The sequence below is a fragment of the Sphingobacterium sp. G1-14 genome (assembly GCF_002196555.1).
Taxonomy (GTDB): domain Bacteria; phylum Bacteroidota; class Bacteroidia; order Sphingobacteriales; family Sphingobacteriaceae; genus Sphingobacterium; species Sphingobacterium siyangense.
The window spans coordinates 5,244,261-5,266,287 of the sequence record NZ_CP021381.1 but is presented as its reverse complement, the minus strand read 5'-3'; the positions used below and the strand labels follow the sequence as shown (position 1 = coordinate 5,266,287).

At 39.8% G+C, this 22,027-nt stretch carries 19 protein-coding genes and 1 other RNA gene; 8 read left to right on the top strand and 12 right to left on the bottom strand.

The genetic code is table 11. From position 1 onward, the window contains the following. Positions 1 to 35 precede the first annotated feature (35 nt). Together CBM24_RS22735 and CBM24_RS22730 are read right to left on the bottom strand one after the other, a co-directional pair. Positions 36 to 479 (bottom strand): hypothetical protein, encoded by a 444-nt coding sequence (locus CBM24_RS22735; RefSeq protein WP_157626209.1) that lies wholly within the window; start codon positions 477 to 479, stop codon positions 36 to 38. 81 nt (positions 480 to 560) lie between these two features. After that, on the bottom strand, positions 561 to 1,064 hold the full coding sequence (locus tag CBM24_RS22730; protein ID WP_088162839.1) for a GNAT family N-acetyltransferase: 504 nt from the start codon (positions 1,062 to 1,064) through the stop codon (positions 561 to 563). A gap of 553 nt (positions 1,065 to 1,617) precedes the next feature. Between CBM24_RS22730 and CBM24_RS22725 the strand changes: the two genes are divergently transcribed. Further along, positions 1,618 to 2,811, top strand: a complete 1,194-nt coding sequence (locus CBM24_RS22725) for a DUF5009 domain-containing protein (RefSeq protein ID WP_088162838.1) — start codon at positions 1,618 to 1,620, stop codon at positions 2,809 to 2,811. Between the two features lie 86 nt (positions 2,812 to 2,897). After that, positions 2,898 to 3,929, top strand: a complete 1,032-nt coding sequence (locus CBM24_RS22720) for a glycoside hydrolase family 18 protein (protein ID WP_198385984.1) — start codon at positions 2,898 to 2,900, stop codon at positions 3,927 to 3,929. Positions 3,930 to 3,963: 34 nt separating this feature from the next. Here CBM24_RS22720 and ssrA read toward each other — a convergent pair. The 3 genes from ssrA to CBM24_RS22705 form a co-directional block, all read right to left on the bottom strand. After that, positions 3,964 to 4,331, bottom strand: a transfer-messenger RNA (tmRNA) gene (gene ssrA / locus CBM24_RS22715). A gap of 285 nt (positions 4,332 to 4,616) precedes the next feature. Beyond that, positions 4,617 to 6,647, bottom strand: a complete 2,031-nt coding sequence (locus CBM24_RS22710) for a M3 family metallopeptidase (RefSeq protein WP_088162837.1) — start codon at positions 6,645 to 6,647, stop codon at positions 4,617 to 4,619. Positions 6,648 to 6,819: 172 nt separating this feature from the next. Beyond that, positions 6,820 to 8,025: a pyridoxal phosphate-dependent aminotransferase gene (locus CBM24_RS22705; protein ID WP_232475608.1), complete on the bottom strand. Its 1,206-nt coding sequence runs from the start codon at positions 8,023 to 8,025 to the stop codon at positions 6,820 to 6,822. Between the two features lie 267 nt (positions 8,026 to 8,292). Here CBM24_RS22705 and CBM24_RS22700 point away from each other — a divergent pair, with 267 nt between their 5' ends. From CBM24_RS22700 to CBM24_RS22685, 4 genes are all read left to right on the top strand, one after another. Next, on the top strand, positions 8,293 to 9,282 hold the full coding sequence (locus CBM24_RS22700; protein ID WP_088162836.1) for a cation diffusion facilitator family transporter: 990 nt from the start codon (positions 8,293 to 8,295) through the stop codon (positions 9,280 to 9,282). 144 nt (positions 9,283 to 9,426) lie between these two features. Continuing rightward, positions 9,427 to 11,217, top strand: coding sequence for a translation elongation factor 4 (gene lepA, locus CBM24_RS22695; protein ID WP_088162835.1), 1,791 nt, complete (start codon positions 9,427 to 9,429; stop codon positions 11,215 to 11,217). 64 nt (positions 11,218 to 11,281) lie between these two features. Next, on the top strand, positions 11,282 to 12,169 hold the full coding sequence (locus CBM24_RS22690) for a bifunctional 5,10-methylenetetrahydrofolate dehydrogenase/5,10-methenyltetrahydrofolate cyclohydrolase (protein ID WP_088162834.1): 888 nt from the start codon (positions 11,282 to 11,284) through the stop codon (positions 12,167 to 12,169). 86 nt (positions 12,170 to 12,255) lie between these two features. After that, positions 12,256 to 12,798 (top strand): hypothetical protein, encoded by a 543-nt coding sequence (locus CBM24_RS22685; protein WP_088162833.1) that lies wholly within the window; start codon positions 12,256 to 12,258, stop codon positions 12,796 to 12,798. Positions 12,799 to 12,893: 95 nt separating this feature from the next. On the opposite strand, the gene CBM24_RS22680 is transcribed toward CBM24_RS22685, so the two are convergent. Next, entirely contained in the window at positions 12,894 to 13,763 is an 870-nt protein-coding gene (locus tag CBM24_RS22680; RefSeq protein WP_088162832.1) for a serine hydrolase, read from the bottom strand. A 156-nt stretch (positions 13,764 to 13,919) separates the two neighbouring features. Between CBM24_RS22680 and CBM24_RS22675 the strand changes: the two genes are divergently transcribed. Beyond that, a complete protein-coding gene (locus CBM24_RS22675; RefSeq protein ID WP_198385983.1) occupies positions 13,920 to 14,462 on the top strand; it encodes a DUF1543 domain-containing protein in 543 nt (180 codons plus the stop codon). Positions 14,463 to 14,528: 66 nt separating this feature from the next. On the opposite strand, the gene CBM24_RS22670 is transcribed toward CBM24_RS22675, so the two are convergent. The 6 genes from CBM24_RS22670 to CBM24_RS22645 form a co-directional block, all read right to left on the bottom strand. Then, complete coding sequence (locus CBM24_RS22670; protein WP_075994050.1) at positions 14,529 to 16,013, bottom strand: amino acid permease; 1,485 nt, start codon at positions 16,011 to 16,013, stop codon at positions 14,529 to 14,531. Positions 16,014 to 16,145: 132 nt separating this feature from the next. Beyond that, positions 16,146 to 16,793, bottom strand: a complete 648-nt coding sequence (locus CBM24_RS22665; protein ID WP_075994049.1) for an NAD(P)-dependent oxidoreductase — start codon at positions 16,791 to 16,793, stop codon at positions 16,146 to 16,148. Positions 16,794 to 16,800: 7 nt separating this feature from the next. After that, a complete protein-coding gene (locus CBM24_RS22660; RefSeq protein ID WP_088162831.1) occupies positions 16,801 to 17,214 on the bottom strand; it encodes an Rrf2 family transcriptional regulator in 414 nt (137 codons plus the stop codon). Positions 17,215 to 17,329: 115 nt separating this feature from the next. Beyond that, positions 17,330 to 18,016 (bottom strand): carboxypeptidase-like regulatory domain-containing protein, encoded by a 687-nt coding sequence (locus CBM24_RS22655; RefSeq protein ID WP_075994047.1) that lies wholly within the window; start codon positions 18,014 to 18,016, stop codon positions 17,330 to 17,332. 121 nt (positions 18,017 to 18,137) lie between these two features. After that, positions 18,138 to 20,084 (bottom strand): M1 family metallopeptidase, encoded by a 1,947-nt coding sequence (locus CBM24_RS22650; protein WP_232475607.1) that lies wholly within the window; start codon positions 20,082 to 20,084, stop codon positions 18,138 to 18,140. Between the two features lie 169 nt (positions 20,085 to 20,253). Further along, positions 20,254 to 20,601 (bottom strand): ArsC family reductase, encoded by a 348-nt coding sequence (locus tag CBM24_RS22645; protein WP_088162829.1) that lies wholly within the window; start codon positions 20,599 to 20,601, stop codon positions 20,254 to 20,256. 315 nt (positions 20,602 to 20,916) lie between these two features. On the opposite strand from CBM24_RS22645, the gene fbaA reads away from it, so the two are divergent. After that, the gene (gene fbaA, locus CBM24_RS22640; RefSeq protein WP_046672381.1) at positions 20,917 to 21,996 is read left to right on the top strand and encodes a class II fructose-bisphosphate aldolase; all 1,080 of its coding nucleotides are present in this window, start codon (positions 20,917 to 20,919) and stop codon (positions 21,994 to 21,996) included. Positions 21,997 to 22,027: the final 31 nt, after the last annotated feature.

Sequence of the window (22,027 nt, the reverse complement as noted above, 5' to 3'; positions counted from 1 at the left end):
GAGCTGAGATCAACTGGGCTTTATCTTGATTGTACTTATTGAAATAGCGGGAGTATCTTATCCCAAATTTGCTGGTAGGCTTTATTGTTCCGGACGATTCCCTTATCTTCATCATAATAATTAGGTGCGTCAAAACTCCCGCCTTTACGCCTTTGTATTGAAAATATATTTAGAACTATTTTTGATCTTTTAGCTTGTAAAGGGCTGATCAGGAAGTTGAAAATTAATTTTTCTCCTTCTTTATTGCTTAGGAGATTATTGTTTTCAAGATATGTACTGGTTTGAATAAATCCCGAAGGCCGATCGAGCTGTACAATAAAATAACCACCATCCTGAAGCACTTGTATTATCTTGCTGTATGCCGAATCACTTGCGATCGGGATAGTTTTAGTACGGTCTGGATTTTGTGCCAACAGGGGGCTGGAAAAAATAAATACATAAGCAATCAACATCAAGGAGAATTGGATTAAATGTTTCATATTACCGAATTATAGATCTTATCAAGTTAATACTTTAATTTAACAATTTTATTTTTGGCGACAGCTTAGGTAGTCATGCTATTATTTAATTCGTATACCTAATATTTTTAGACTACGTTCTTCCTGATCTAAGGTTGCTATATTGGGTAGGTTAGCCCATTCCGTGAAACCCATTTTTTCAAATAATGCAATGCTTGGAAGATTGTGTGCAAAGATAAATCCCAATAAGGTATGTACGCCTAAATCTGGAGCTTTATCAATGCAGTACTGGAGAATCTGTTTACCCAGGCCTCGACCACGCTGCTGTTCATCCAAATAGATACTGATTTCTACTGTTGCGTCATAAGCTGGACGACCATAGAAAGATTGAAAACTTACCCAACCAAGTATCTGGTTATTTTCATCTTCTATCAGCCACAGAGGTCTTTTCGAAGCGTTATGTTCGTCAAACCATTTTTGTCTACTGGTAACAGATACCGGGGCAGTGTCTGCAGTAACCATGCGGGAGGCTATTGTAGAGTTGTATATTTCTACTATGCGTGGTAAATCATGTTGTGCTGCGTCGCGAAATTTTAATTGATTCATGGTTTGTACTGTTTAATTGTTGTTTGGACGACTCTGATATGCTGCCCGAAGATAGCTTGTGTTGCGAATAGCAAGCAGATAAAAAGAATGAATTTCATGGCGATCGGCTATGTATTAAATCTGTTTTTGTCAAACTTAGATAAATTGCTTTTTATATGCAATACAATTACCCTTCATAAAGGTAACAATTCATACATGTGAGACATTTCTTGTTGTGCTTCTGGCTGGTTTATATCGATCACAGGGGTAAATTACACGATTTCTGTGTTTTATGAGTAAAATTTACACTAATTTGAACAAATATTTCACTATATAGTGTTATTTTTTTCTCATCTTAGATCATTCAACGAAGAGACATCAGCGTTATTGATGATAGATCTTAGCGAAATAGCTTGTCTTTTCGTTTAGTTATACAGGAACTTTTCTAAGCAGGAATTTTTCACCGAGTTCCGGTCGCCATAAAATCACTAAAAAATTAGCTAAGAAGGATCTAGGGAAGAGATTGGCTAGCAGCTATGCTGTTAGCTACTTTTTTGAATACAACGAATCAATTATGAACGCATTGCAAGCTGTACCTAAAATCCGAATCCGTTCAATGGATGTTATGCGTGGTTTCACGCTGTTCTTGATGCTATTTGTCAATGACTTGTTTATTCCAGGTGTACCTAAATGGCTGGTTCATTCGGAAGCAGAAGAGGACGGAATGGGATTGGCGGATTGGGTATTTCCGGGATTTCTTTTTATGGTTGGAATGGCAGTGCCTTATGCTGTTGCGGCCAGGGAAAAGATGGGTTCATCGACAAAGGTCATTTTTGTTCATATTCTGTTCAGAACATTGAGTTTATTGCTTATTGGTGTATTGATATTGAATGGTTCGCGAGTTGATCCACAGCTGACGGGGATGTCACATTTGTTGTGGTTGGCACTGCTATATGTATTCGTTTTTCTGATTTGGAATCATTATCCGAAGGACATGCAATATCAGTCCATTTATAAGGGGCTGCGTGCAGTTGGTATCATGGGGATCATTTATCTCCTGTATATTTTCAAAGCGTCGGATGGAAAAGGCTTGGAAGTAGGGTGGTGGGGGATTTTAGGGCTGATTGGATGGGGATATTTTGCCGCGGCTTCTATTTTCTTATTGAGCAGGGGAAAGATAATTGTGGTTGTATGTGGTTGGTTGGTGTTTTTGGTACTCAATATGCTGAGCCAAATGGGATTTAAAGTTGAATTCCCTGGTGCCGGAAGATATTTACATGTTCTTCTAGCTGGCAATATACCCTGTATTGTGCTGTCCGGAACAACCATAGGGATGCTTATGAAACGTTATGCGGCAAATCCGCGGATATTGTTGCGTTTTTTGCTGATTATTGGTTTGATTTGGCTAGTTGCAGGTTTTGTATTGCGTTTTTGGTTTATTTTATCCAAAATCCATGGTACGCCGAGCTGGGCATTGGTTTGTTGCGGGATTAGCGTATTGCTTTTGATACCACTTTATTATTTCATTGATGTGAAAGGCTACCATCGCGGGATAAGATTGTTTGAGGAGGCCGGAAAGAACTCATTAACGACCTATCTTGCTCCTGATCTGATCTACTTTGTCTGTTGGGGTTTTCATCTTCCACTGTTCTTTTATAAGCAATCGGATTATATGAGCTTAGCTATTGCCGGTTCATTGTTTTGGGCTTTAGCCATGTTGTGGTATGCAATCTTGCTAAAGAAGCTACATATTTATCTGAAACTTTAGTTAGCGAGTAAGCATCAAATGTGAATGCTTTACGGATTATATTTTAGGACGATCAATATCATCTAGAAACAAAATAAGAAGCTATTATGGAATGTAAATTGAAATCAATATTTAGTCAGACCTTCACTGTTCTGTTATTGACTTTATTGTTGTATCCTAGTGTAAGTTGTGCACGAGCGAAAAACAAAAAAGTTGTTATCGCCTATGTCACTTCCTGGTCTAAAGTGATGCCTGATCCGACTTATCTGACGCATATCAATTATGCTTTTGCACATGTCAGCGACAGCTTTGACGGCCTACGTATAGATAATGAATCCAGATTGAAGGCTATTACGGATCTTAAGAAAACACATCCACATCTCAAGGTATTGCTGTCCGTTGGCGGCTGGGGAAGCGGTCGGTTTAGCGAAATGGCTGCTAATGAATCTAATCGGCAAAAGTTTGCCAAAGACTGCTGGCGTGTGATGAGGGAGTTTAATCTTGATGGTATTGATATCGACTGGGAATATCCAACGAATTCTTCTGCAGGGATCTCGTCTTCTTTAGCGGATACGGAGAATTTCACCTTGCTCATGCACGATATCCGCAAGGCTATTGGTAAGAAGAAACTGTTGACTTTGGCTTCTGTTGCGAACGGTAAGTATATTGCTTTTGACAAGATTAAGAATGATGTGGATTTTGTGAATATTATGACTTATGATTCGGGTCATCCGCCTTATCATCACGCGAGTTTGCACCGTTCACCTTTATCTGGACATACAACTTGTGTGGAGGCCGTTAAGGCTCATATCGAAGGCGGTATGCCTGTTGAAAAATTGGTGCTGGGAATTCCATTCTATGGTCGAGGTAATAAAACTGAAGTCAAGGGTTTTATCGATTATAAAGATCTGCTTTCACTTCAGGGCTTTGAGCAGAAATGGGACGATGAGGCTAAAGCGCATTATCTTGTCAACGATAAAGGGGATTTTGTACTGACTTATGAAACGCCAGAATCGATTGCACTTAAATGCGATTATGTACACACGACAGGACTACTCGGTGCGATGTACTGGGAATATGCGGGAGATACAGCAGGAGGTGTCTTACGGGATGCCGTCTACAAAGGTATTCTAGAATAAACAAAAAAGCCTAACTCACGTTAGGCTTTTTTGTTTGTGGAGCTGGAGAGATTCGAACTCTCGTCCAGTCATGGTACTGTATACGCTTTCTACATGTTTAGCTTCTCTTTAATTGTCGAGCGAGGGAAGGTGAGTCGCTTACCTATACCGTACGCCGTAGTTGCTGTTTCTCACAAGTGCTTAGCAACATCACACTTGCCAGTTCTATTGTTCGATGCCCCGAATGTTAAACCAAAGAACAGGATCTAACGGGACAAATAGCTATGTTAAGTCTAACTTAAGCAGCTAAGGCGTAGTTTTCTTCGCCAGTTATAATTCTGAAAGTTCAGATTAAAGTGCTCTACTAACAACGCACTACATGCTTACATAACCGTCTCCATCCTGTCAATTCCGGTCAACCCCAATTATGTCTTACAAAGGTACTATTTTTTTGCTTAATCAGCAAGATGTGTCGTGTTCTGACCTAATGTCTCGCTATTTGGTTGGAAACAAATGAGATAGTTTCTGTATTTGCCTGATGAAAGCATGAGAATGGCAAAAGTTCATGATAGCGTCCAAACCAGAGGTACATTCAAATAACTGTTTGCACCTAATTGTTTGCACAGAAATTTATCGGTGAACAACAAAGTTATGGTTGAAAAAAAGCTGGATATAAAATCCAGCTTTTTTATTATTTGATCAATCCAATTATTTGATCAATCCAGCTCTTTTCAACAAAGGTTCTACCGAAGGTTCTTGTCCGCGGAAACGTTTGTAAAGGACCATTGGATGTTCGGTACCACCTTTTGAAAGTATATTATCCTTGAATTTGGCCGCGATCTCCTTGTTGAAGATGCCGTTTTGTTTAAAGTAGTCAAATGCATCGGCATCCAGTACTTCGGCCCATTTGTAGCTGTAATAGCCCGAAGAATAACCGCCATTGAAAATATGGGAGAAGGCTGTGCTCATGGCATTTTCCTTGACATCAGGATAGAGTTTTGTCGAGGCAAACTGTTCATCTTCGAATGCTTTCAGATCCGAGATCGCGGTTGGATCCTGTCCATGCCAGCCCATATCCAATAGACCAAAGCTCAATTGGCGCATTGTTGCCATACCCTCAAGAAATGAAGCGCTTTCGCGGATCTTTTCGACAAGTTCAATCGGGATCACTTCGCCAGTTTCATAGTGTTTGGCAAATAGCTCAAGAGCTTCTTTTTCGTAGCACCAGTTTTCCATCACTTGACTCGGTAGCTCGACAAAATCCCAATATACAGAGGTTCCAGATAGTGTAGGATAAGTGCTATCAGCCAACATACCATGTAGGGCATGTCCAAATTCGTGAAATAATGTGGTCACTTCCTGAAAGGTCAACAGCGAAGGTTTTGAAGCTGTAGGACGCGTAAAATTGCAAACAATGGAGACATGCGGACGTTCTTGTTTACCCTGTTGAATGTACTGTGGTTTGAAAGAGGTCATCCAGGCCCCATTTCTCTTTCCTTTACGCGGGAAGAAATCGGCATAGAAGATAGCGACTAATTCACCGTTGTCTTTACTGACCTCAAATGTTTGTACTTCTTCGTGGTAGGTATCTATTGTATCAACTGCCTTGAAGTTGATGCCAAACAAGCGATGGGCTACTTCAAATGCACCTTGTAAGACATTTTCAAGTTTGAAATAAGGTTTGAGCTTTTCATCGTCCAGATTAAAGCGTTCTTGTTTCAGCTTTTCGGCATAATAGGCGCCATCCCATTTTTCCAATTGGTCTATGCCATGCATATTTTTTGCAAATTGGGATAATTCTGCAAATTCTTTCACTGCTGCTGGTTTCGCTTTTCCAAGTAGGTCGTTTAGGAATTCGGTGACTTTGCTTGGATTTTGTGCCATACGTTCGGCAAGGACAAAGTCTGCATGGGTGGCGTATCCTAATAATTTGGCCCGTTCGAAGCGAAGTTTTACAATTTTAAGGACATTGTCCACGTTGTTGTGCTCGTTGTCCTGAAAAGCTTTACGGCCTGCGGCGAGGGTAATTTCTTTGCGAAGTTCTCGATTGTCGGCATAAGTGACAAAAGGAAGATAGCTCGGGAAATCCAGAGTAAAAAGCCAGCCTTCTTTTTCGTTGGCTTTAGCCAAAGCATGTGCAGCTTCTACAGCACCCTCTGGAAGTCCGGCAAGATCTTTTTCGTCTGTTACCAACAGCTGATAGGCATTGGTTTCGGCCAGGACATTCTCCCCGAATTTCAATTTTAAAAGTGATAGCTCGGCATCTATTTCGCGGAGCTTTTCTTTCTGTTCATCATTTAAAAGTGCGCCGTTGCGTACAAAATCCTTATAGGATTTTTCCAATAAGGTGGTTTGCTCTGCCGTCAATGTCAGTTGATCCTTCTGATCGTATACAGCCTTAACCCTTTTGAAAAGATCGAAATTTAAGGTGATATCATTGCCTAAAGCAGATAGTTTTGGGGCGACGTCCTGTGCGATCTTTTCGAGATCAGCATTGGTTTCAGCGGAATGGAGATTGAAAAAGATATTGGACAAACGATCTAGTGTCTGTCCAGAGTAGGACATAGCAGCGATGGTATTGTCGAAAGTTGCCGTTTCGGGATTGTTGACGATAGCATCGACTTCATCTTTTGTCTTCTGAATAGCTTCATCAAATGCGGGAATATAATCTTCGTTTTTTATCTGTGAAAACGGAGCCGTGTCGTGCTGCGTTTTAAATTTTTCTGTTAAAATACTCATAGGAGTAAATGTAATAAATATTTATTTCAAGCGATAACATCTGCTTAAATTATGGGGCTGAGATGATATTTGACCGAATAGGCGTTTAGACTGCGCCGAAAATTTAGGAGGAAAATTAGAACTGCATAAAAAAAGAGCTCAGAGGAGCTCTTTTTTATATTTGGATAAGAGATTAGGCCAGTTTTCCTAATGCTTCTTTGATTCTTTTTAAAGCTTCGATCAAACTTTCGTCTGAGGCTGCATAAGACAAGCGGATGTAATTGTCGTTACCGAATGAATCTCCACCTACTGTAGCTACGTGACCAACATTCAATAAGTACAATGCCAAATCAGATGAGTTTTTAATGACATTACCATCTTGGTCTTTTTTACCAAAGAACGAAGAGATTTCTGGGAAGAAATAGAATGCACCCTCTGGAAGATTTGTTCTTACGCCAGGGATTTCAGTCAATAGATCGTATACCAATTGGCGACGACGAGCGAAAGCTTCTTTCATTTTGTTGACAGATTCTAATCCTTGTTCATAAGCGACGATACCCGCACGTTGAGAAATTGAACATGTACCTGAGGTTGTCTGTCCTTGTAATTTATCATTCGCGGCAGCAATGGTTTTGTTGGCAGCGATATAACCTAAACGCCATCCCGTCATTGCAAATGCTTTTGAAAAGCCATTGATGATAATTACTCTATCTTTGATGCTTTCAAATTGTGCGATGGATTCGTGTTTGTCTACAAAATTGATATGTTCGTAGATTTCATCGGATAAGATAAATACCTGTGGATGTTTTTCGAAAACTTCAGCTAATGCAGCCAATTCATCTTTGCTGTAAACTGTTCCTGTGGGGTTGTTTGGCGAAGAGAACATAAACAATTTGGTTTTTGGTGTAATTGCCGCTTCCAATTGTGCTGGTGTAATCTTAAAGTTATTGTCGATCTCTGTATTGATAAATACCGATTTTCCTTCCGCTAAAACGACCATTTCGGAGTATGATACCCAATATGGTGTTGGGATAATTACCTCATCACCCGGGTTGATCAAAGTCAAAATTACATTAGACAGGGATTGTTTCGCACCTGTAGAAACAACAATTTGAGAAATATCATAATCTAAATTGTTTTCTGTCTTCAACTTGTTTACAATTGCCTGGCGCAATTCAGGGTATCCCGGTACCGGCGAATAACGCGTCCAGTTTTCATCTAGGGCTTTCTTCGCTGCATCTTTTACATGCTCAGGGGTGTTGAAATCAGGTTCACCTACGCTAAGGCTAATTACATTAACGCCTTTTGCTGCTAATTCGCGGCCCAACTTGGTCATTTTAAGTGTAGCCGATTCGGACAAATTATTTATCCTGTCTGATAAGTATGATGATGTGCTCATGGTAAGACAAAGATATTATATACGTTGCAAATAATCTTCTTTATTTTTGAGAATTTACAAAGAAAAGTAGCTCTTTTATTGAGCTTTTTTAATAAAAGGGCTGTTGAAGCGATTTAGCACAGTTATTTAATTGATCCCTGACGTTGGATGTTCAAAACTAATCGTTCTGATTTGTCGTTATATCTTTACCTTTGCGCTCACAAAAATGCTGGCTAGTCCTCATTTCATCATTAGCTCATAGAAGGTTTCATATAGAAGATAAGCATCATGTCAAGACAAAGAAGATTGGTTTTATTATCGCTTTTTACGGGAATAGGTTTGATGATTGTGAAGTTTTTTGCCTACTTTTTAACGGACTCCAGTGCAATCTTTACAGATGCGGCAGAGAGTATCGTTAATGTGATTGCTTCGGGTTTTGCATTTTATAGTATTTATCTTTCGGCGCAGCCTAAGGATGAGAATCATCCCTACGGGCATGGTAAAGTGGAATTCTTTTCGGTGTTTTTAGAAGGTGGACTTATTTTTATTGCTGGCGCCATTATCTTAGCCAAGGCTTGTTACAATCTTTTCTTTCCTGCAGCGTTAACACACCTTGAACAAGGGATTTATCTGATCGGTATTACATCTGTGATAAATTTTGCAGTAGGATTCTATATCATGAAGCGTGGACGTGCATTGGGGTCTATTACCTTGGTGGCGGATGGAAAACATCTGCAGGTAGATGCCTATAGTACGGTCGGATTGATACTGGGTTTATTATTGATGAGACTGACAGGTTTCCAATGGATCGATGTGGTCATTTCAATTGTACTGGGGCTTTTTATCCTCTTCAATGGTTATAAGCTACTTCGCCAATCGATCGGTGGATTGATGGATGAATCGGATACAGCGCTCGTACAGGATGTCGTCGAAATCTTGGAGCGCAATCGGAAAGATGAATGGATTGATGTTCATAATCTTCGTGTACAGCGCTATGGGAACGAACTCCATGTAGATTGCCATCTCACACTACCCCGTTACCTTGACTTGATCCAGGTGCATGATGAAATTTCTGCTGTAGATAAGATTGTCAATAAGGAAATGTCGGTACGGACCGAATTTTTCGTTCATGCGGATCCTTGTCTTCCACAGTGCTGCCAATATTGTCAGGTCGGCAATTGTCCAATTCGTTCGGAGCAATTTCGGGAACGAATTTCTTGGGACACAGACAATGTTACACGAAATCAGAAACATTTTTTATATGCTATTGCTGAATAGCGAATGCAGTTTCTACCGTTCTTAACAGGAATAGTGTCTAGTCTGATTTCTTCGCGTATAGTAAACTAAAAAAAAGCTAGTTTATATAAATATATATAAAAAAAGGTATCTTTGCCTTTTAGCAAAAGAGTTTAAAAATCCTATATGAAGCACATTCGTAATTTCTGTATTATTGCGCATATTGACCATGGCAAAAGTACTTTGGCAGACCGCCTTTTAGAGTATACCAATACCATCAGTCAGCGTGAGGCACAGGCACAATTACTTGATAATATGGATTTGGAACGTGAACGTGGTATTACGATCAAGAGTCACGCCATCCAAATGAATTATAAAAGAGATGGTCAAGAATATATCTTGAACCTGATTGATACCCCGGGACACGTGGATTTTTCTTATGAGGTGTCGCGTTCAATTGCTGCCTGCGAGGGCGCTTTATTGATCGTTGATGCATCTCAAGGTATTCAGGCGCAAACGATTTCAAATTTATATCTAGCGTTGGAACATGATTTGGAAATCATCCCAATTCTTAACAAAATGGACCTTCCTGGTGCTATGCCGGAAGAAGTCAAAGATCAGATTGTGGATTTGATCGGTGGTGACCGCAATGCGATTATTCCTGCATCTGGTAAAACAGGTCTTGGTGTTCCAGATATTTTGGAAGCTATTGTGGACCGTATTCCACATCCAGTGGGTGATCCTGATGGACCTTTGCAAGCCTTGATTTTTGACTCTGTTTTCAACTCATTCCGTGGTATCATGGCTTATTTTAAAGTTGAAAATGGTGAAATCCGCAAAGGCGACCGCGTGAAATTTGTTGCTACTGGGAAAGAATATTTTGCCGATGAAATTGGTACACTGAAGTTGAATCAAGTACCCAAAGAAGTCATTAAGACCGGTGATGTAGGTTATATTATCTCTGGTATCAAGGAGGCACGTGAAGTGAAAGTAGGAGATACCATTACGCATAAAGATCGTCCTTGTTCTGAGGCTATCCAAGGGTTTGAAGAGGTGAAACCGATGGTCTTTGCGGGTATTTATCCTGTAGATACGGAGGATTACGAGGAGTTGCGTGAATCGATGCACCGTTTGCAGCTAAACGATGCTTCTTTGGTGTTTGAACCAGAGTCGTCGGCAGCCTTGGGTTTCGGTTTCCGTTGTGGTTTCTTGGGTATGCTTCACATGGAGATTATTCAAGAGCGCCTAGAGCGCGAGTTTGATATGACGGTGATCACGACAGTTCCCAACGTATCCTATAAGGCCTATTTGACCAAAGATAAAGAGGAAGTGATCGTACATAATCCTTCAGATCTACCGGATCCAAGTAAATTGGATTCAATCGAAGAGCCATATATCAAAGCTAATATTATTACGAAATCGGATTTCGTTGGACCAATTATGTCACTTTGTATCCAGAAACGCGGTACGATCATGAACCAGCATTATTTGACTTCAGATCGTGTTGAATTGGTTTTTGAAATGCCAATGGGAGAAATTGTATTTGACTTTTATGATAAATTGAAAACAATCTCTAAAGGATACGCTTCATTTGATTACCACCAGATTGGTTATCGCAAGTCAGATTTGGTAAAACTGGATATTCGATTGAACGATGAACCTGTAGATGCCTTATCATCGTTGATACATCGGAGCAACGCGTATGATTTTGGTAAAAAGATCTGTGAAAAACTAAAAGAACTATTACCACGTCAACAATTTGAAATTCGTATCCAGGCGTCAATCGGTGCAAAGATTATTGCCCGGGAGACGATCTCAGCTTTACGTAAAGATGTTACGGCAAAATGTTATGGTGGTGATATCTCCCGGAAGCGTAAGCTTTTGGAAAAACAAAAGAAAGGTAAGAAACGCATGCGTCAGGTTGGGAACGTAGAGATTCCGCAATCTGCATTTATGGCGGTATTGAAATTAGATTAATCAAAATAACACAATAATAAAGGAGCTCTTGGGCTCCTTTTAAATACAATAAAATCTCCTAAACATGAATCTATTAGATGGTAAACTAGTTTCCGAAAAAATTAAAGAGCAAATTGCGTTAGATGCGGCTGAATTTACTACACAGACTGGTCGTAAGCCTCATCTGGTTGCTATCCTTGTGGGGAATGATGGTGGTAGCGAAACCTATGTAGCTAGCAAAATGCGCAACTGTCAACTGGTTGGCTTTGAATCAACAAACATTCGTTATGATGAAAACATAACAGAGGATGAATTGATCGCTAAGGTCAAAGAAATCAATCAGGATGAGTCTATCGATGGTTTGATTGTGCAGTTGCCTTTACCAAAACATATTGATCCGGATAAAGTTACCGAAGCAATTGATTACCGCAAAGATGTGGATGGTTTCCATCCGATCAACCTCGGACGTATGCAACGTAATCTTCCTTGTTTTATTCCAGCTACGCCATATGGTATTATGTTGATGTTGGATTATTATAAGATCGATACAGCAGGCAAGCACGCCGTAGTGGTTGGAAGAAGCAATATCGTAGGATCGCCAATGAGTATCTTACTGGCTCGTAATTCCAATCCAGGTAATTGTACTGTGACATTAACACATAGTCGCACAAAAGACCTTAAAACAGAGGTTTTGCGTGGTGATATCGTTGTTGCGGCAATCGGGAAGAAAAATTTTGTTACAGCAGACATGGTTAAAGATGGGGCAGTAGTAATTGATGTCGGTATTAATAGAGAAACTTCTACAGCAACGAAATCTGGTTTTAAGCTATATGGGGATGTTGATTTTGAAAATGTTGCTCCTAAAGCATCCTGGATTACACCTGTACCGGGGGGGGTTGGTTTAATGACGATCGTCGGTTTGTTGAAAAATACACTGGAAGCTGCGAAAGGAACGATCTATCCGAAGCAATAATTTTGTCTATTTGGCATAGAAGTTGTAAATTGATGTATGCGTGCTCTGATGGGCCGTTGAAAACTACACTCATAAATCAATTTATAATGAAGAAAATTGCACTTTTAGCAGTCGTAGCAGGAGCATTGGTCATGTCTTCTTGCAACAATTCGGAGAAAAAAGACACTACAGCGACAGATTCGGCAAAAACAGTCGGTGAGCATGTAGATGCCGCAATCGCAGATTTAAAAAATGCGGAAGAAAATGCTCGTTTGAAAGCAGAACAAGCGAAAAAGGATTTGGATGAAGCTATCGCGAAAGGCGATAAAGCCGCTGAAGAAAAAGCTCGCGTTGCCTCTGAAGAAGCCAATACTGCCTGGGAAAAAACAAAAGATGCATTGCGTAATGCTGGAGAGGATGTAAAAGAGGGATTGAAAGACGCAAAAGATGCGACAGTGGATGCGACAAACACGGCTGTTGATAAAACAAAAGATGCTGCAAAAAATGTCGCTGAAGGTACGAAGAAAGTTGCAAATGATGTTGCTACCGGAACCAAGGAGGCTGCTAAAGATGTAAAAGATGCTTCCAAAAAAGTAGGTGACGATATTAGTCGGAAAGCTAAAAATGTAGGTGAAGCGTTGAAAAATTAGTTGACGTATTTCATTTGAACGATAGGGAAGGGGAGCACTTTTTTGAGTGCCCCCCTTTTTTATATCACATCTTTATATCATTGACTTAAATAGGTTTATTGGTAATAATCCCATAACAATTTGGAAAGCTTACGGGTAAGTTCCTCTGCTTCATTTGTTTTACCCCAGCTTTTGTCTACATTGTTCTTGGTGAAAATACTGAAAACGTAATCTCCTTTCGGCGCATTGACCAAAATGACCTCATTGCGTACGTCATCTAAAGAACCTGTTTTTGAAGCTGTTTTGACAGTGGATGGGATTTGCGATAGCCCTCTTTCATCATAGAACATGTTGCCCATAAAACGATACATCTGATCCGAAGATTTTGGGGATACAACTTTGCCTTGTCGGATCAGTGTGACCAAGTCGGCCATCTCTTTCGGTGTAGTCTGGCCCCAACCATATCTTTCCCAATCTGGCTTCCGTCCCTCTGTCTGCGAGTTGACACGCGTCTGGGCCAGTTGAAGATCGCTCATTAATTTATTGATCGCGACACCTCCTCCCGCAAGTTTTTGATTCCAAATGCTGGTTACATTATCACTATAAGATAGCATAAGCGCAACCAAGGTTTTCAGATCAACTTGTGTACTGTCCTTAAAAAATTGCATCAGCCCTGAGCCGCCATATCGTTGACTAGCACGGTAGAGCAGTTGCTGATCAAGTTGTAGTTCACCTTTTTCAATTTTATCAAAGATGCCGACTAAAATGGGTATTTTGACAATGCTTGCCGTCGGGAAAATGCTGTCGCCCTGGATGTTGACTTCTTTGTTTTTTTTGAGATGGTGTACATAAATGCCGACATCGCCTTGAAAACCCTGAATCAGCTGTTTAATCTGTGATTCGAGTTTTTTATCGGTAGTGGCTTTTTGACCAAAGGATGTTAATGATAAGAATAGTAACGCAAATGATAGGAATATTTTGTGCATTGTGAAGATATAATATATGTTAAATGTGGTGGATAATAGTTATTTTTATTGTTTATAGGGCTTAAGTTATGAAATATCCATGATTCGTACGCACAGACATCGATGAAAAATAAACTGGATATTCTAGCACGGACATTGAATGACTGATTTTTGACTATGAAATTATTTATGATTTTGATCGGTTGTAAACCGAAAAATAGACGGACAGAACAGCATGACATTTTCTTTGGTATTGGTAATGAGCTCAAGGATTTTGTCGATCCCATTAAAGATTTTTGGCCAGAGGCTGACGGTAAAATTCACATTGATGCGTACCGTATTGTCCATAAGATTGGGGAATATGAGATCAAGGTTACTGAAAGGGGGAATGAACAGGCTATTGATTCGGAATTGAAGTTGTTTTTTGTCAATTTAGGTGGCTACAAACCGAATGAATTTGACGAGTTCCATTACAAAGAACTTATTGTAGCATCTAGTTTGGCCAAGGCGACTGAAAAGGCAAAACGCACTGTTTTTTGGAAGCACCACAGTTCGGCACATATCGATGATAAGTACGGTTTGGATGTTGATGATATTTATGAGATAGAAGATTTGCTATTACCTCATGATAAAGAGCTGTATAGTATTCAAATTACGCCAAAGATCGGTCTAGAAGAAGATACCATTGCGAATGGATATTTTAAACTGAATGCGCTGTAATAAGAATGTGTTATTGGATTTCTTAAACATAAAAAAGGCTTCTTTATTAAGAAGCCTTTTTTATGTTTAACCAACCTTTTGTTGGTTCTGATGTTGTTTTCTAATGACACTATGTTTTTTGCCGTATACAAAGTAAATCAATAAGCCTATAGCAAGCCAGACGGCTAAACGCTCCCAGCTTTCAATTGGCAATGAAGCCATCATTAAAATACAGACCAAGATACCCATGATTGGAACGAAAGGAACCAATGGTGTTTTAAATGGGCGTTCCAAATTAGGATCTGTTTTACGCAGTACTAGAATACCTACACATACGAGAGTGAAGGCAAATAGGGTACCAATACTTACCATATGGCCAAGGTCAGAAACTGGAACGAAACCTGCGAATATACTTACAAATACCATGAAAATAGCATTTGTTTTCCAAGGAGTCTGTCTTTTGGATAAGTCTGAAAATATCTTTGGAAGCAAACCATCTTTACTCATCGAATAAAATACGCGGCTCTGACCAAGTAACATCACGAGAATAACTGAAGTGTATCCTGCAATAATCGTAATAATCAACGCTGTATTTAAGAAATGATATCCAGTTTTTGCAAAAGCTGTCGCAACAGGTTTTGCGTCACCTTTGAACATCGTATAGTTTTCGATGCCTGTCATTACGTAAGAGAATAAAACGTACAAAAGTGTACAGATTATTAACGAGCCGATGATACCGATTGGCATACCTTTTTTTGGATCTTTCGCTTCCTGGGCAGCTGTACTCACTGCGTCAAAGCCGATGAATGCAAAAAAGACAACCCCAGCAGCGCGCAATACACCACTGATACCAAAGTGACCGAAGTCATCACTCTTTAAAAATGACCAGAAGCTTTGTTGTCCACTTTTTACAAGCTCTTCACCTGCATTTACAGGGATAAATGGATCGTGGTTTGCAGGATTGATAAAGCTCCATCCCAAGGCGATAAAAATCAATACAACACCGACTTTTAGGATAACCAATATATTGTTTACACGGGATGATTCCTGTGTACCACGCATGAGCAATAGCGACAGTAAACAAACAATAATGATAGCAGGTAAGTTGACCACTCCACCTTCCCAAGGGCCTTTGAGTAGGGTATCGGGGAGCTGGATATGGAATATCATCAGGAGCTGGTTGAAATATTGGGACCAGCTGACGGCTACTGTAGCTCCTGCCAGTGCGTATTCTAGGACGAGATCCCAGCCGATAATCCAGGCGACAAATTCACCCATTGTGGCGTAGGAATATGTGTAAGCACTTCCGGCAACAGGAATCATAGAGGCAAATTCGGCATAACAAAGACCTGCGAACCCACAGCCTACTGCTGCGATAATGAAAGATAGGATAACAGCTGGCCCTGCATTTTCAGCAGCAGCAATCCCTGTTAGGGAGAAAAGTCCTGCCCCAATGATGGCCCCGACCCCGAGGGCGATAAGGCCCGAGCTGGACAGTGTCCTCTTTAGCGTGTGTTCTCCATTTTCATTTGCTTCAGCAATGAGTTGAGGAATCGATTTTTTAAATAGCATAGGATTAATTCTTTACGATTATTTAGCTTTTCAATTGTTTAATTAATGTCAAATATAAATGATCTCAATGAAAAAAGGGAAGATTGCTCCTCCCTTTTGTAATAAAATCTGAATCAAATGCTTGTTTGGGTACTAATACGCTGCTGTAAAGCGTTTATTGAGGAATTGTTTGTTCTCAATTTCGTCTGCTATTGCTACAGCAAGATCCTCTACTGATAATCTAGAACGACCTTCCTGATCAAATACGGGAGCATCAAGGCCTGTGCGGTATTTTCCGGTACGTGTTCCACCAGCATGGGAATTCATTTCTATAGCGGGACTAAACATGGTCCAGGTAAGTTGATCTTCTTTCTGGATGGTATTCAGATAATCTGCTGCAGCTAATGCCCCAGGTTTAATTTCTTTGGGAAAATCCGGTGAATCGACCAGTCTATTTCCATCAATCAATAAACTTCCTGCACCACCAATAACAATGAAACGATTGATACCGGCATCTTTAACAGCCTGTTGGATGGCCAATGCACCTTTTGTAAAATCCTCATAAAGATTAGGGTTGGTCCATCCGGCATTAAAAGCTGAAACAACAACATCAACACCTTTTAGGGCAGAAACCAATTGATTATTATCATTGATATCTACTTGGAGTTTGGTTACTTTTTCACTCGATGGAATATTTTCGATGTGGCGGGCGATGGCGACTACGTCATAGTTACGGTCTACCAATTCTTTTACGAGATGAGATCCTACGTATCCTGTGGATCCAATTACTGCTACTTTCATGCTTCCTTTAATTAAATGTTTTGCTAAAATCAGCCAGGGTTATCTTTTCCAAACGCTGTACAATATCAGTGTCGACTTCCTGATACAGATCCTGGAGTTTGGAGTTGATATTTTTGCCAACAACACAGGCAGGATTGGGACTGTTAAATTTCCCGCCGAAATCGGTTTGCTTGGTGCTGATATAAATATCAGCCAAGGTAATCGTTGGATTCTCGGGATTTATACGAATACCGCCGCCCTTACCTTCTTTACTCGTTAGTAAAGATGCTGTTTTGAGAGATGCAATTTCTTTGCGAACCACACTTGCATTGACTTGGATGCTTGACGCAATATATTCAGAAGAAAGCCATTGATTTGACTCTTCTAACTGTGCCAGAACCATAATGTGTAATGCTGTTGCGAACCTCAAGTTGTGTAACATCCTCTGCTGATTTTTCTAAATTATAACACAAAGTAACAGAAAAGGTTTTAAACTGAAATAAAAATTATTACAGTTTAAAACCTTCTGACAATCACGTGATAAAAGTGTTTGTTTTTTATTTTTTCTCGTTAAATTTTTTATAGCTATCCATGATATAGACTTTCAGAGTCTCTTGGCTGCTGTTTTGAATAAATTTATAGGAAGGTCTAAATCTTTCCTTAAACAGGGCTAGATCCGAACCATTGAGCGGAGTCAATTCTTTGATCAGATTTTCGGTGAATTTGCGATCAACTGCTCTTTTCTCACGTTCATCGACTAAGAGTTTATAATTTGAACGTGCTTGTTTTCCCTCTTTGCTAAATATACGGCTTGGAGAAATTCGTACTCCGCCGCGGTTTTGACTTGCGTCGGAATACTTTCCTAAAGTCTTCTCGCGCTGGATTTCAGCAGCAAGTCTACTGTCTGTCATCCTTTCTACGACAACTTCACTGAGTTCGATAACATTATTCATTCTGTTCAAATAGATTCTGCGTAAGCTCGTATCATAAATGAAAACAGTATCTTGTTCATATCCCACAGCCTTGATTAACAAAAGGTCGTTAACATTGGCGTCAATTGCAAAGGAGCCATCTCTATTGGTCTGTACTTCAGCCTTGGTTCTTAAATTTTGAATTTGTGCAGCCTCAATTTTCTCACCGCTGACAAGTTCCATAATAATCCCCTTGGTTTTTTCCTGTGCAACAAGATGTCCACTCATTAGTGTAATAAGTAAGCAGCTTAGAATCGTTTGTAAGATTTTCATGTGAATAAATATAGTTATGTATTTTCAATCTATGAATGAACAGGGTATTTGCCGTTTTGTTTACGCCGTACGTTCATGATCGTTCTCTAGCCAAAAATAACGAATAGATTTTGAAAATCTGCTAATTTGCTTTCCACGAATTATTGTCTGGGTTCTTGTCCGGCATGACCATGTCAGGATCTAACTGTACAGATTGCAGTGGCTCTGTGGTCGGAATTTTAAATTGCCATACGTCGTTTCTTTCCCAGATTTCCACTGGTAGTTTTTTTCGAATCTTCTTGCCCGATACGGTTGTAGCTTCAACAATAACTGGCATCGGTAATTTTTCGAGATTTTCCACGGTGACAAGTGCGCCAAATTTTGGCTCGTTGTTGACATAGGATACTGATTTTATACCTTGGTCCATTTGCCAGTTGTTGACAAACCACCCGCGCCAGAACCAGTTTAGGTTTTCACCAGCACCATTTTCAATGGCTTTGAAGAAATCCTCCGGAGTAGGGTGTTTGTAAGCCCATTCTTGGATATACTTTTTAAAGGCGTAATCGAAACGTTCAGGACCGATGATTTCGTTTCGCAATAATTTCAGTCCATAAGCTGGCTTATAGTAGACCAAAGCACCAATATTACGTTCTTTCATGTTTTGCGGGGTACTCATGATCGGTTCAAGATTACGGGCAGTAAAGATGTACGATCTGCTCGCCTGATTACGGTAATATTCGCCATTGTTGAATTCTTTTGTTGCGAGTTCGTTAATAAATGTATTGAACCCTTCATCCATCCAGCCATATTCACGTTCGTTGGATGCGACAATCATTGGGAACCAATTGTGACCAAACTCGTGGTTGGTAACACCCCAAAGAGATCCTGCTTTGGCCTGATTGCCACAGAACGACAAAGCTGGATATTCCATTCCACCGACATTGGAGGCTACATTGACCGCTACAGGGTAAGGATACTCAAACCAGCTTTTTGAATAGATTTCAATTGCAGCTTTGGTGTATTCTGTCGAGCGTTCCCAGGCATTGTTACTGTTACTTTCAATTGGATAGGCAGACAAAGCGAGGGATTTTTTTCCACTCGGTAGATTGATCTTCGCGCCATCTAATATAAATGCCGTAGAGGATGCCCAAGCAATGTCTTGCGCATTATTAAGTTGATATTTCCAGGTTAAGGTTTTCTTGTCAGGCCTGGAGTTTTTTGCGTTAACTTCTTCGGCGGAGCGGATGATCACGGTTTCGTCGCTGCGTTGTGCCTGTTGATATCGCTTGAGTTGTTCAGCTGTAAATACTTCCTGTGGGTTTAACAATTCGCCACCCAATACAACCATGTGGTTTGCCGGAGTAGTGATCTCAACCTGGTAATTTCCGAATTCACGATAGAATTCTCCCGGCCCTGTATAAGGAAGGGTATTCCAACCTCTAATGTCGTCATAGACACACAGTCTTGGGAACCATTGTGCAATGGCATAGATTTTTCCGTTTTTTGTGTCAAGTATACCTGTACGGTCCGCACCGTATTTAGGAACTGTGTATTGGTATTTAATCTTAAAAGTTATTTTTCCGCCCTTGCTCTTTAACGCAGCAGGAAGTCGAAGCTGCATGCGGGTATCGTTAATAATATGTTCGATCGTATTTCCGTTTACATCCGTAACAGATTGTATCTGATATCCACCATCAAAAGTTGAGTTGCCATCACCGTAACGGCTGTTGGTCAAGGGGGAGATCAATTGACCGCGGCCATGTTGTGAAAACATATTTTGATCTAATTGTAACCACAGATAGTTCATATTGTCTGGACTATTGTTGCTATAGGTAATCTCGACAGATCCTGTAATTTGATCATTTTGATCGTTCAGGGAAGCCTGAATTTTATAGTCGGCTGCATTTTGCCAGTAGGCAGGGCCCGGTTTTCCGGCTGCGGAACGATATTCATTGCCATTATTTTTAAAAAACAAGGGTGCAAAGGCCTCTGTATAGCTGTAATTGGATGTTTTCTCCTGTGCAAAGGCTGGGTAAGCATAGCTCAACGCAACAAGGCTTAAAGAAGCCAGTGCAATTCTTTTCATCATACGTCTACTTAAATTATGTTTATTTGCTCCAATATACAATGAAAAGTACATTGAGCCAAAAAAAACGCAAACGACGTTTTATAATAAAAGGGATAGAAAGTGACCTTAAAGGTTTATTTTGGATAATTGGAGGCTTTTTAGAACCTCCATTCCGGGAAGCATTGTGGAACTATTTTAAATTTGTTACGTACTCTGCTTCATTAAAACCGAGTAATATACCTTTGTTGTATTCAATAACAGGACGTTTAATCATACTTGTATTTTCCTGAAGTACTTTATTGGCACTATCACTGTCAATGACTTGCTCTTGAGTTTCCGGAGATAACTTTTTCCATGTAGTTCCCTTTTTATTCACTAGAGCCTGCCAGTCTACTTGTTTTTCCCATTCTTTTAATTTATCCACACTGACGCCTTCTTTTTTGAAGTCATGAAATTGAAAGGGAACATTATTGTCTTCCAACCATGTAAGTGCTTTTTTTACTGTGTTACAATTTTTGATACCGTATACCTGTAGCATAATAGTGACAATTTGGTGAATCCAAATTTAATCAATCCCGATACAATTTTTAAAATAATTCATATTTCTATGGTGTCTTATCTGTGATTTAAGGATAATTGTGGATATTTTGTTGTCAATGCCATTGAAAAAAGGAGTAATCGGAAGTTCCTATTCAATTGAACAATCAGGGTTTTATGATTTGTTAACATTCTATATCCCATGTGAAATGATAGTGTATTTAGTACACTATAAAAATTAGGAAGTAATAATAATTTTTAATAATTTAGTAGCTTCAAGTTTAATGAAAGATTAAAATAAATCAATAACAGAAATATGAGCCTAAAAGATTTTAAAGGTGTATTGACAGGAGATCAAGTACAAGAGTTGTTTGAGGTTGCGAAGAAACATAAGTTTGCTTTGCCTGCGGTAAACATTATCGGAACAAACTCTATCAATGCGGTTATGGAAACTGCGAAAGCAGTAAATTCTCCTGTAATTATTCAATTGTCAAATGGTGGAGCGCAATTCTACGCTGGTAAAACCTTGAACAACGATAATTTACAAGCTTGCGTATTGGGAGCGGTATCTGCAGCACAACATGTTCATTTATTAGCTGAGCATTATGGTGTAGCAGTTATTCTGCATACAGATCACGCAGCTAAGAAACTTTTACCTTGGATCGACGGTTTGTTGGACGCTGGCGAGAAATTCTTTGCGCAACATGGAAAACCATTGTTCTCTTCTCACATGTTGGATTTATCGGAAGAGCCAATTGAAGAAAATATTGAGATTTCCGCTAAATACTTAGCGCGTATGAAACCACTTGGTATGACAGTGGAGATCGAGCTGGGTGTTACAGGTGGTGAAGAAGACGGTGTTGACAACTCGGATGTGGATAGCTCAAAACTGTATACCCAACCAGAAGAGGTTGCCTACGCTTTTGAAGAATTGTCTAAAGTATCTGACAAATTTACAGTGGCAGCTGCATTTGGTAATGTTCATGGTGTTTACAAACCAGGTAATGTGAAATTGCAACCAGTTATATTACATAATTCTCAAGAATATATTCGTGAGAAATATAATCTTACTGCTGAGAAGCCCGTAAACTTCGTATTCCACGGTGGTTCTGGTTCTTCTCCGGAAGAAATTGCAGAAGCGATTTCATACGGTGCGATCAAAATGAACATTGATACGGATATGCAATGGGCTTTCTGGGATGGTGTAAGAGCTTATGAAGCGAAAAACCATGATTATTTGCAAGGTCAGATCGGTAATCCAGAAGGAGCTGATTCTCCAAATAAAAAATATTACGATCCACGCGTTTGGTTACGTAAAGGTGAAGAAACGTTTGTTGCTCGTCTGAAAGAAGCATTCGCTGATTTGAATGCAGTAGACGTTAATAGCAAACTATAAGCATAGGTTGAAAAAATAGATCATAAAGGCG

Bases quoted from the DNA above. Each gene is read 5' to 3' on its own strand.
- CBM24_RS22735 (WP_157626209.1), bottom strand. From the start codon at position 479: ATGAAACATTTAATCCAATTCTCCTTGATGTTGATTGCTTATGTATTT.
- CBM24_RS22730 (WP_088162839.1), bottom strand. From the start codon at position 1,064: ATGAATCAATTAAAATTTCGCGACGCAGCACAACATGATTTACCACGC.
- CBM24_RS22725 (WP_088162838.1), top strand. From the start codon at position 1,618: ATGAACGCATTGCAAGCTGTACCTAAAATCCGAATCCGTTCAATGGAT.
- CBM24_RS22720 (WP_198385984.1), top strand. From the start codon at position 2,898: ATGGAATGTAAATTGAAATCAATATTTAGTCAGACCTTCACTGTTCTG.
- CBM24_RS22710 (WP_088162837.1), bottom strand. From the start codon at position 6,647: ATGAGTATTTTAACAGAAAAATTTAAAACGCAGCACGACACGGCTCCG.
- CBM24_RS22705 (WP_232475608.1), bottom strand. From the start codon at position 8,025: ATGAGCACATCATCATACTTATCAGACAGGATAAATAATTTGTCCGAA.
- CBM24_RS22700 (WP_088162836.1), top strand. From the start codon at position 8,293: ATGTCAAGACAAAGAAGATTGGTTTTATTATCGCTTTTTACGGGAATA.
- lepA (WP_088162835.1), top strand. From the start codon at position 9,427: ATGAAGCACATTCGTAATTTCTGTATTATTGCGCATATTGACCATGGC.
- CBM24_RS22690 (WP_088162834.1), top strand. From the start codon at position 11,282: ATGAATCTATTAGATGGTAAACTAGTTTCCGAAAAAATTAAAGAGCAA.
- CBM24_RS22685 (WP_088162833.1), top strand. From the start codon at position 12,256: ATGAAGAAAATTGCACTTTTAGCAGTCGTAGCAGGAGCATTGGTCATG.
- CBM24_RS22680 (WP_088162832.1), bottom strand. From the start codon at position 13,763: ATGCACAAAATATTCCTATCATTTGCGTTACTATTCTTATCATTAACA.
- CBM24_RS22675 (WP_198385983.1), top strand. From the start codon at position 13,920: ATGAAATTATTTATGATTTTGATCGGTTGTAAACCGAAAAATAGACGG.
- CBM24_RS22670 (WP_075994050.1), bottom strand. From the start codon at position 16,013: ATGCTATTTAAAAAATCGATTCCTCAACTCATTGCTGAAGCAAATGAA.
- CBM24_RS22665 (WP_075994049.1), bottom strand. From the start codon at position 16,793: ATGAAAGTAGCAGTAATTGGATCCACAGGATACGTAGGATCTCATCTC.
- CBM24_RS22660 (WP_088162831.1), bottom strand. From the start codon at position 17,214: ATGTTACACAACTTGAGGTTCGCAACAGCATTACACATTATGGTTCTG.
- CBM24_RS22655 (WP_075994047.1), bottom strand. From the start codon at position 18,016: ATGAAAATCTTACAAACGATTCTAAGCTGCTTACTTATTACACTAATG.
- CBM24_RS22650 (WP_232475607.1), bottom strand. From the start codon at position 20,084: ATGATGAAAAGAATTGCACTGGCTTCTTTAAGCCTTGTTGCGTTGAGC.
- CBM24_RS22645 (WP_088162829.1), bottom strand. From the start codon at position 20,601: ATGCTACAGGTATACGGTATCAAAAATTGTAACACAGTAAAAAAAGCA.
- fbaA (WP_046672381.1), top strand. From the start codon at position 20,917: ATGAGCCTAAAAGATTTTAAAGGTGTATTGACAGGAGATCAAGTACAA.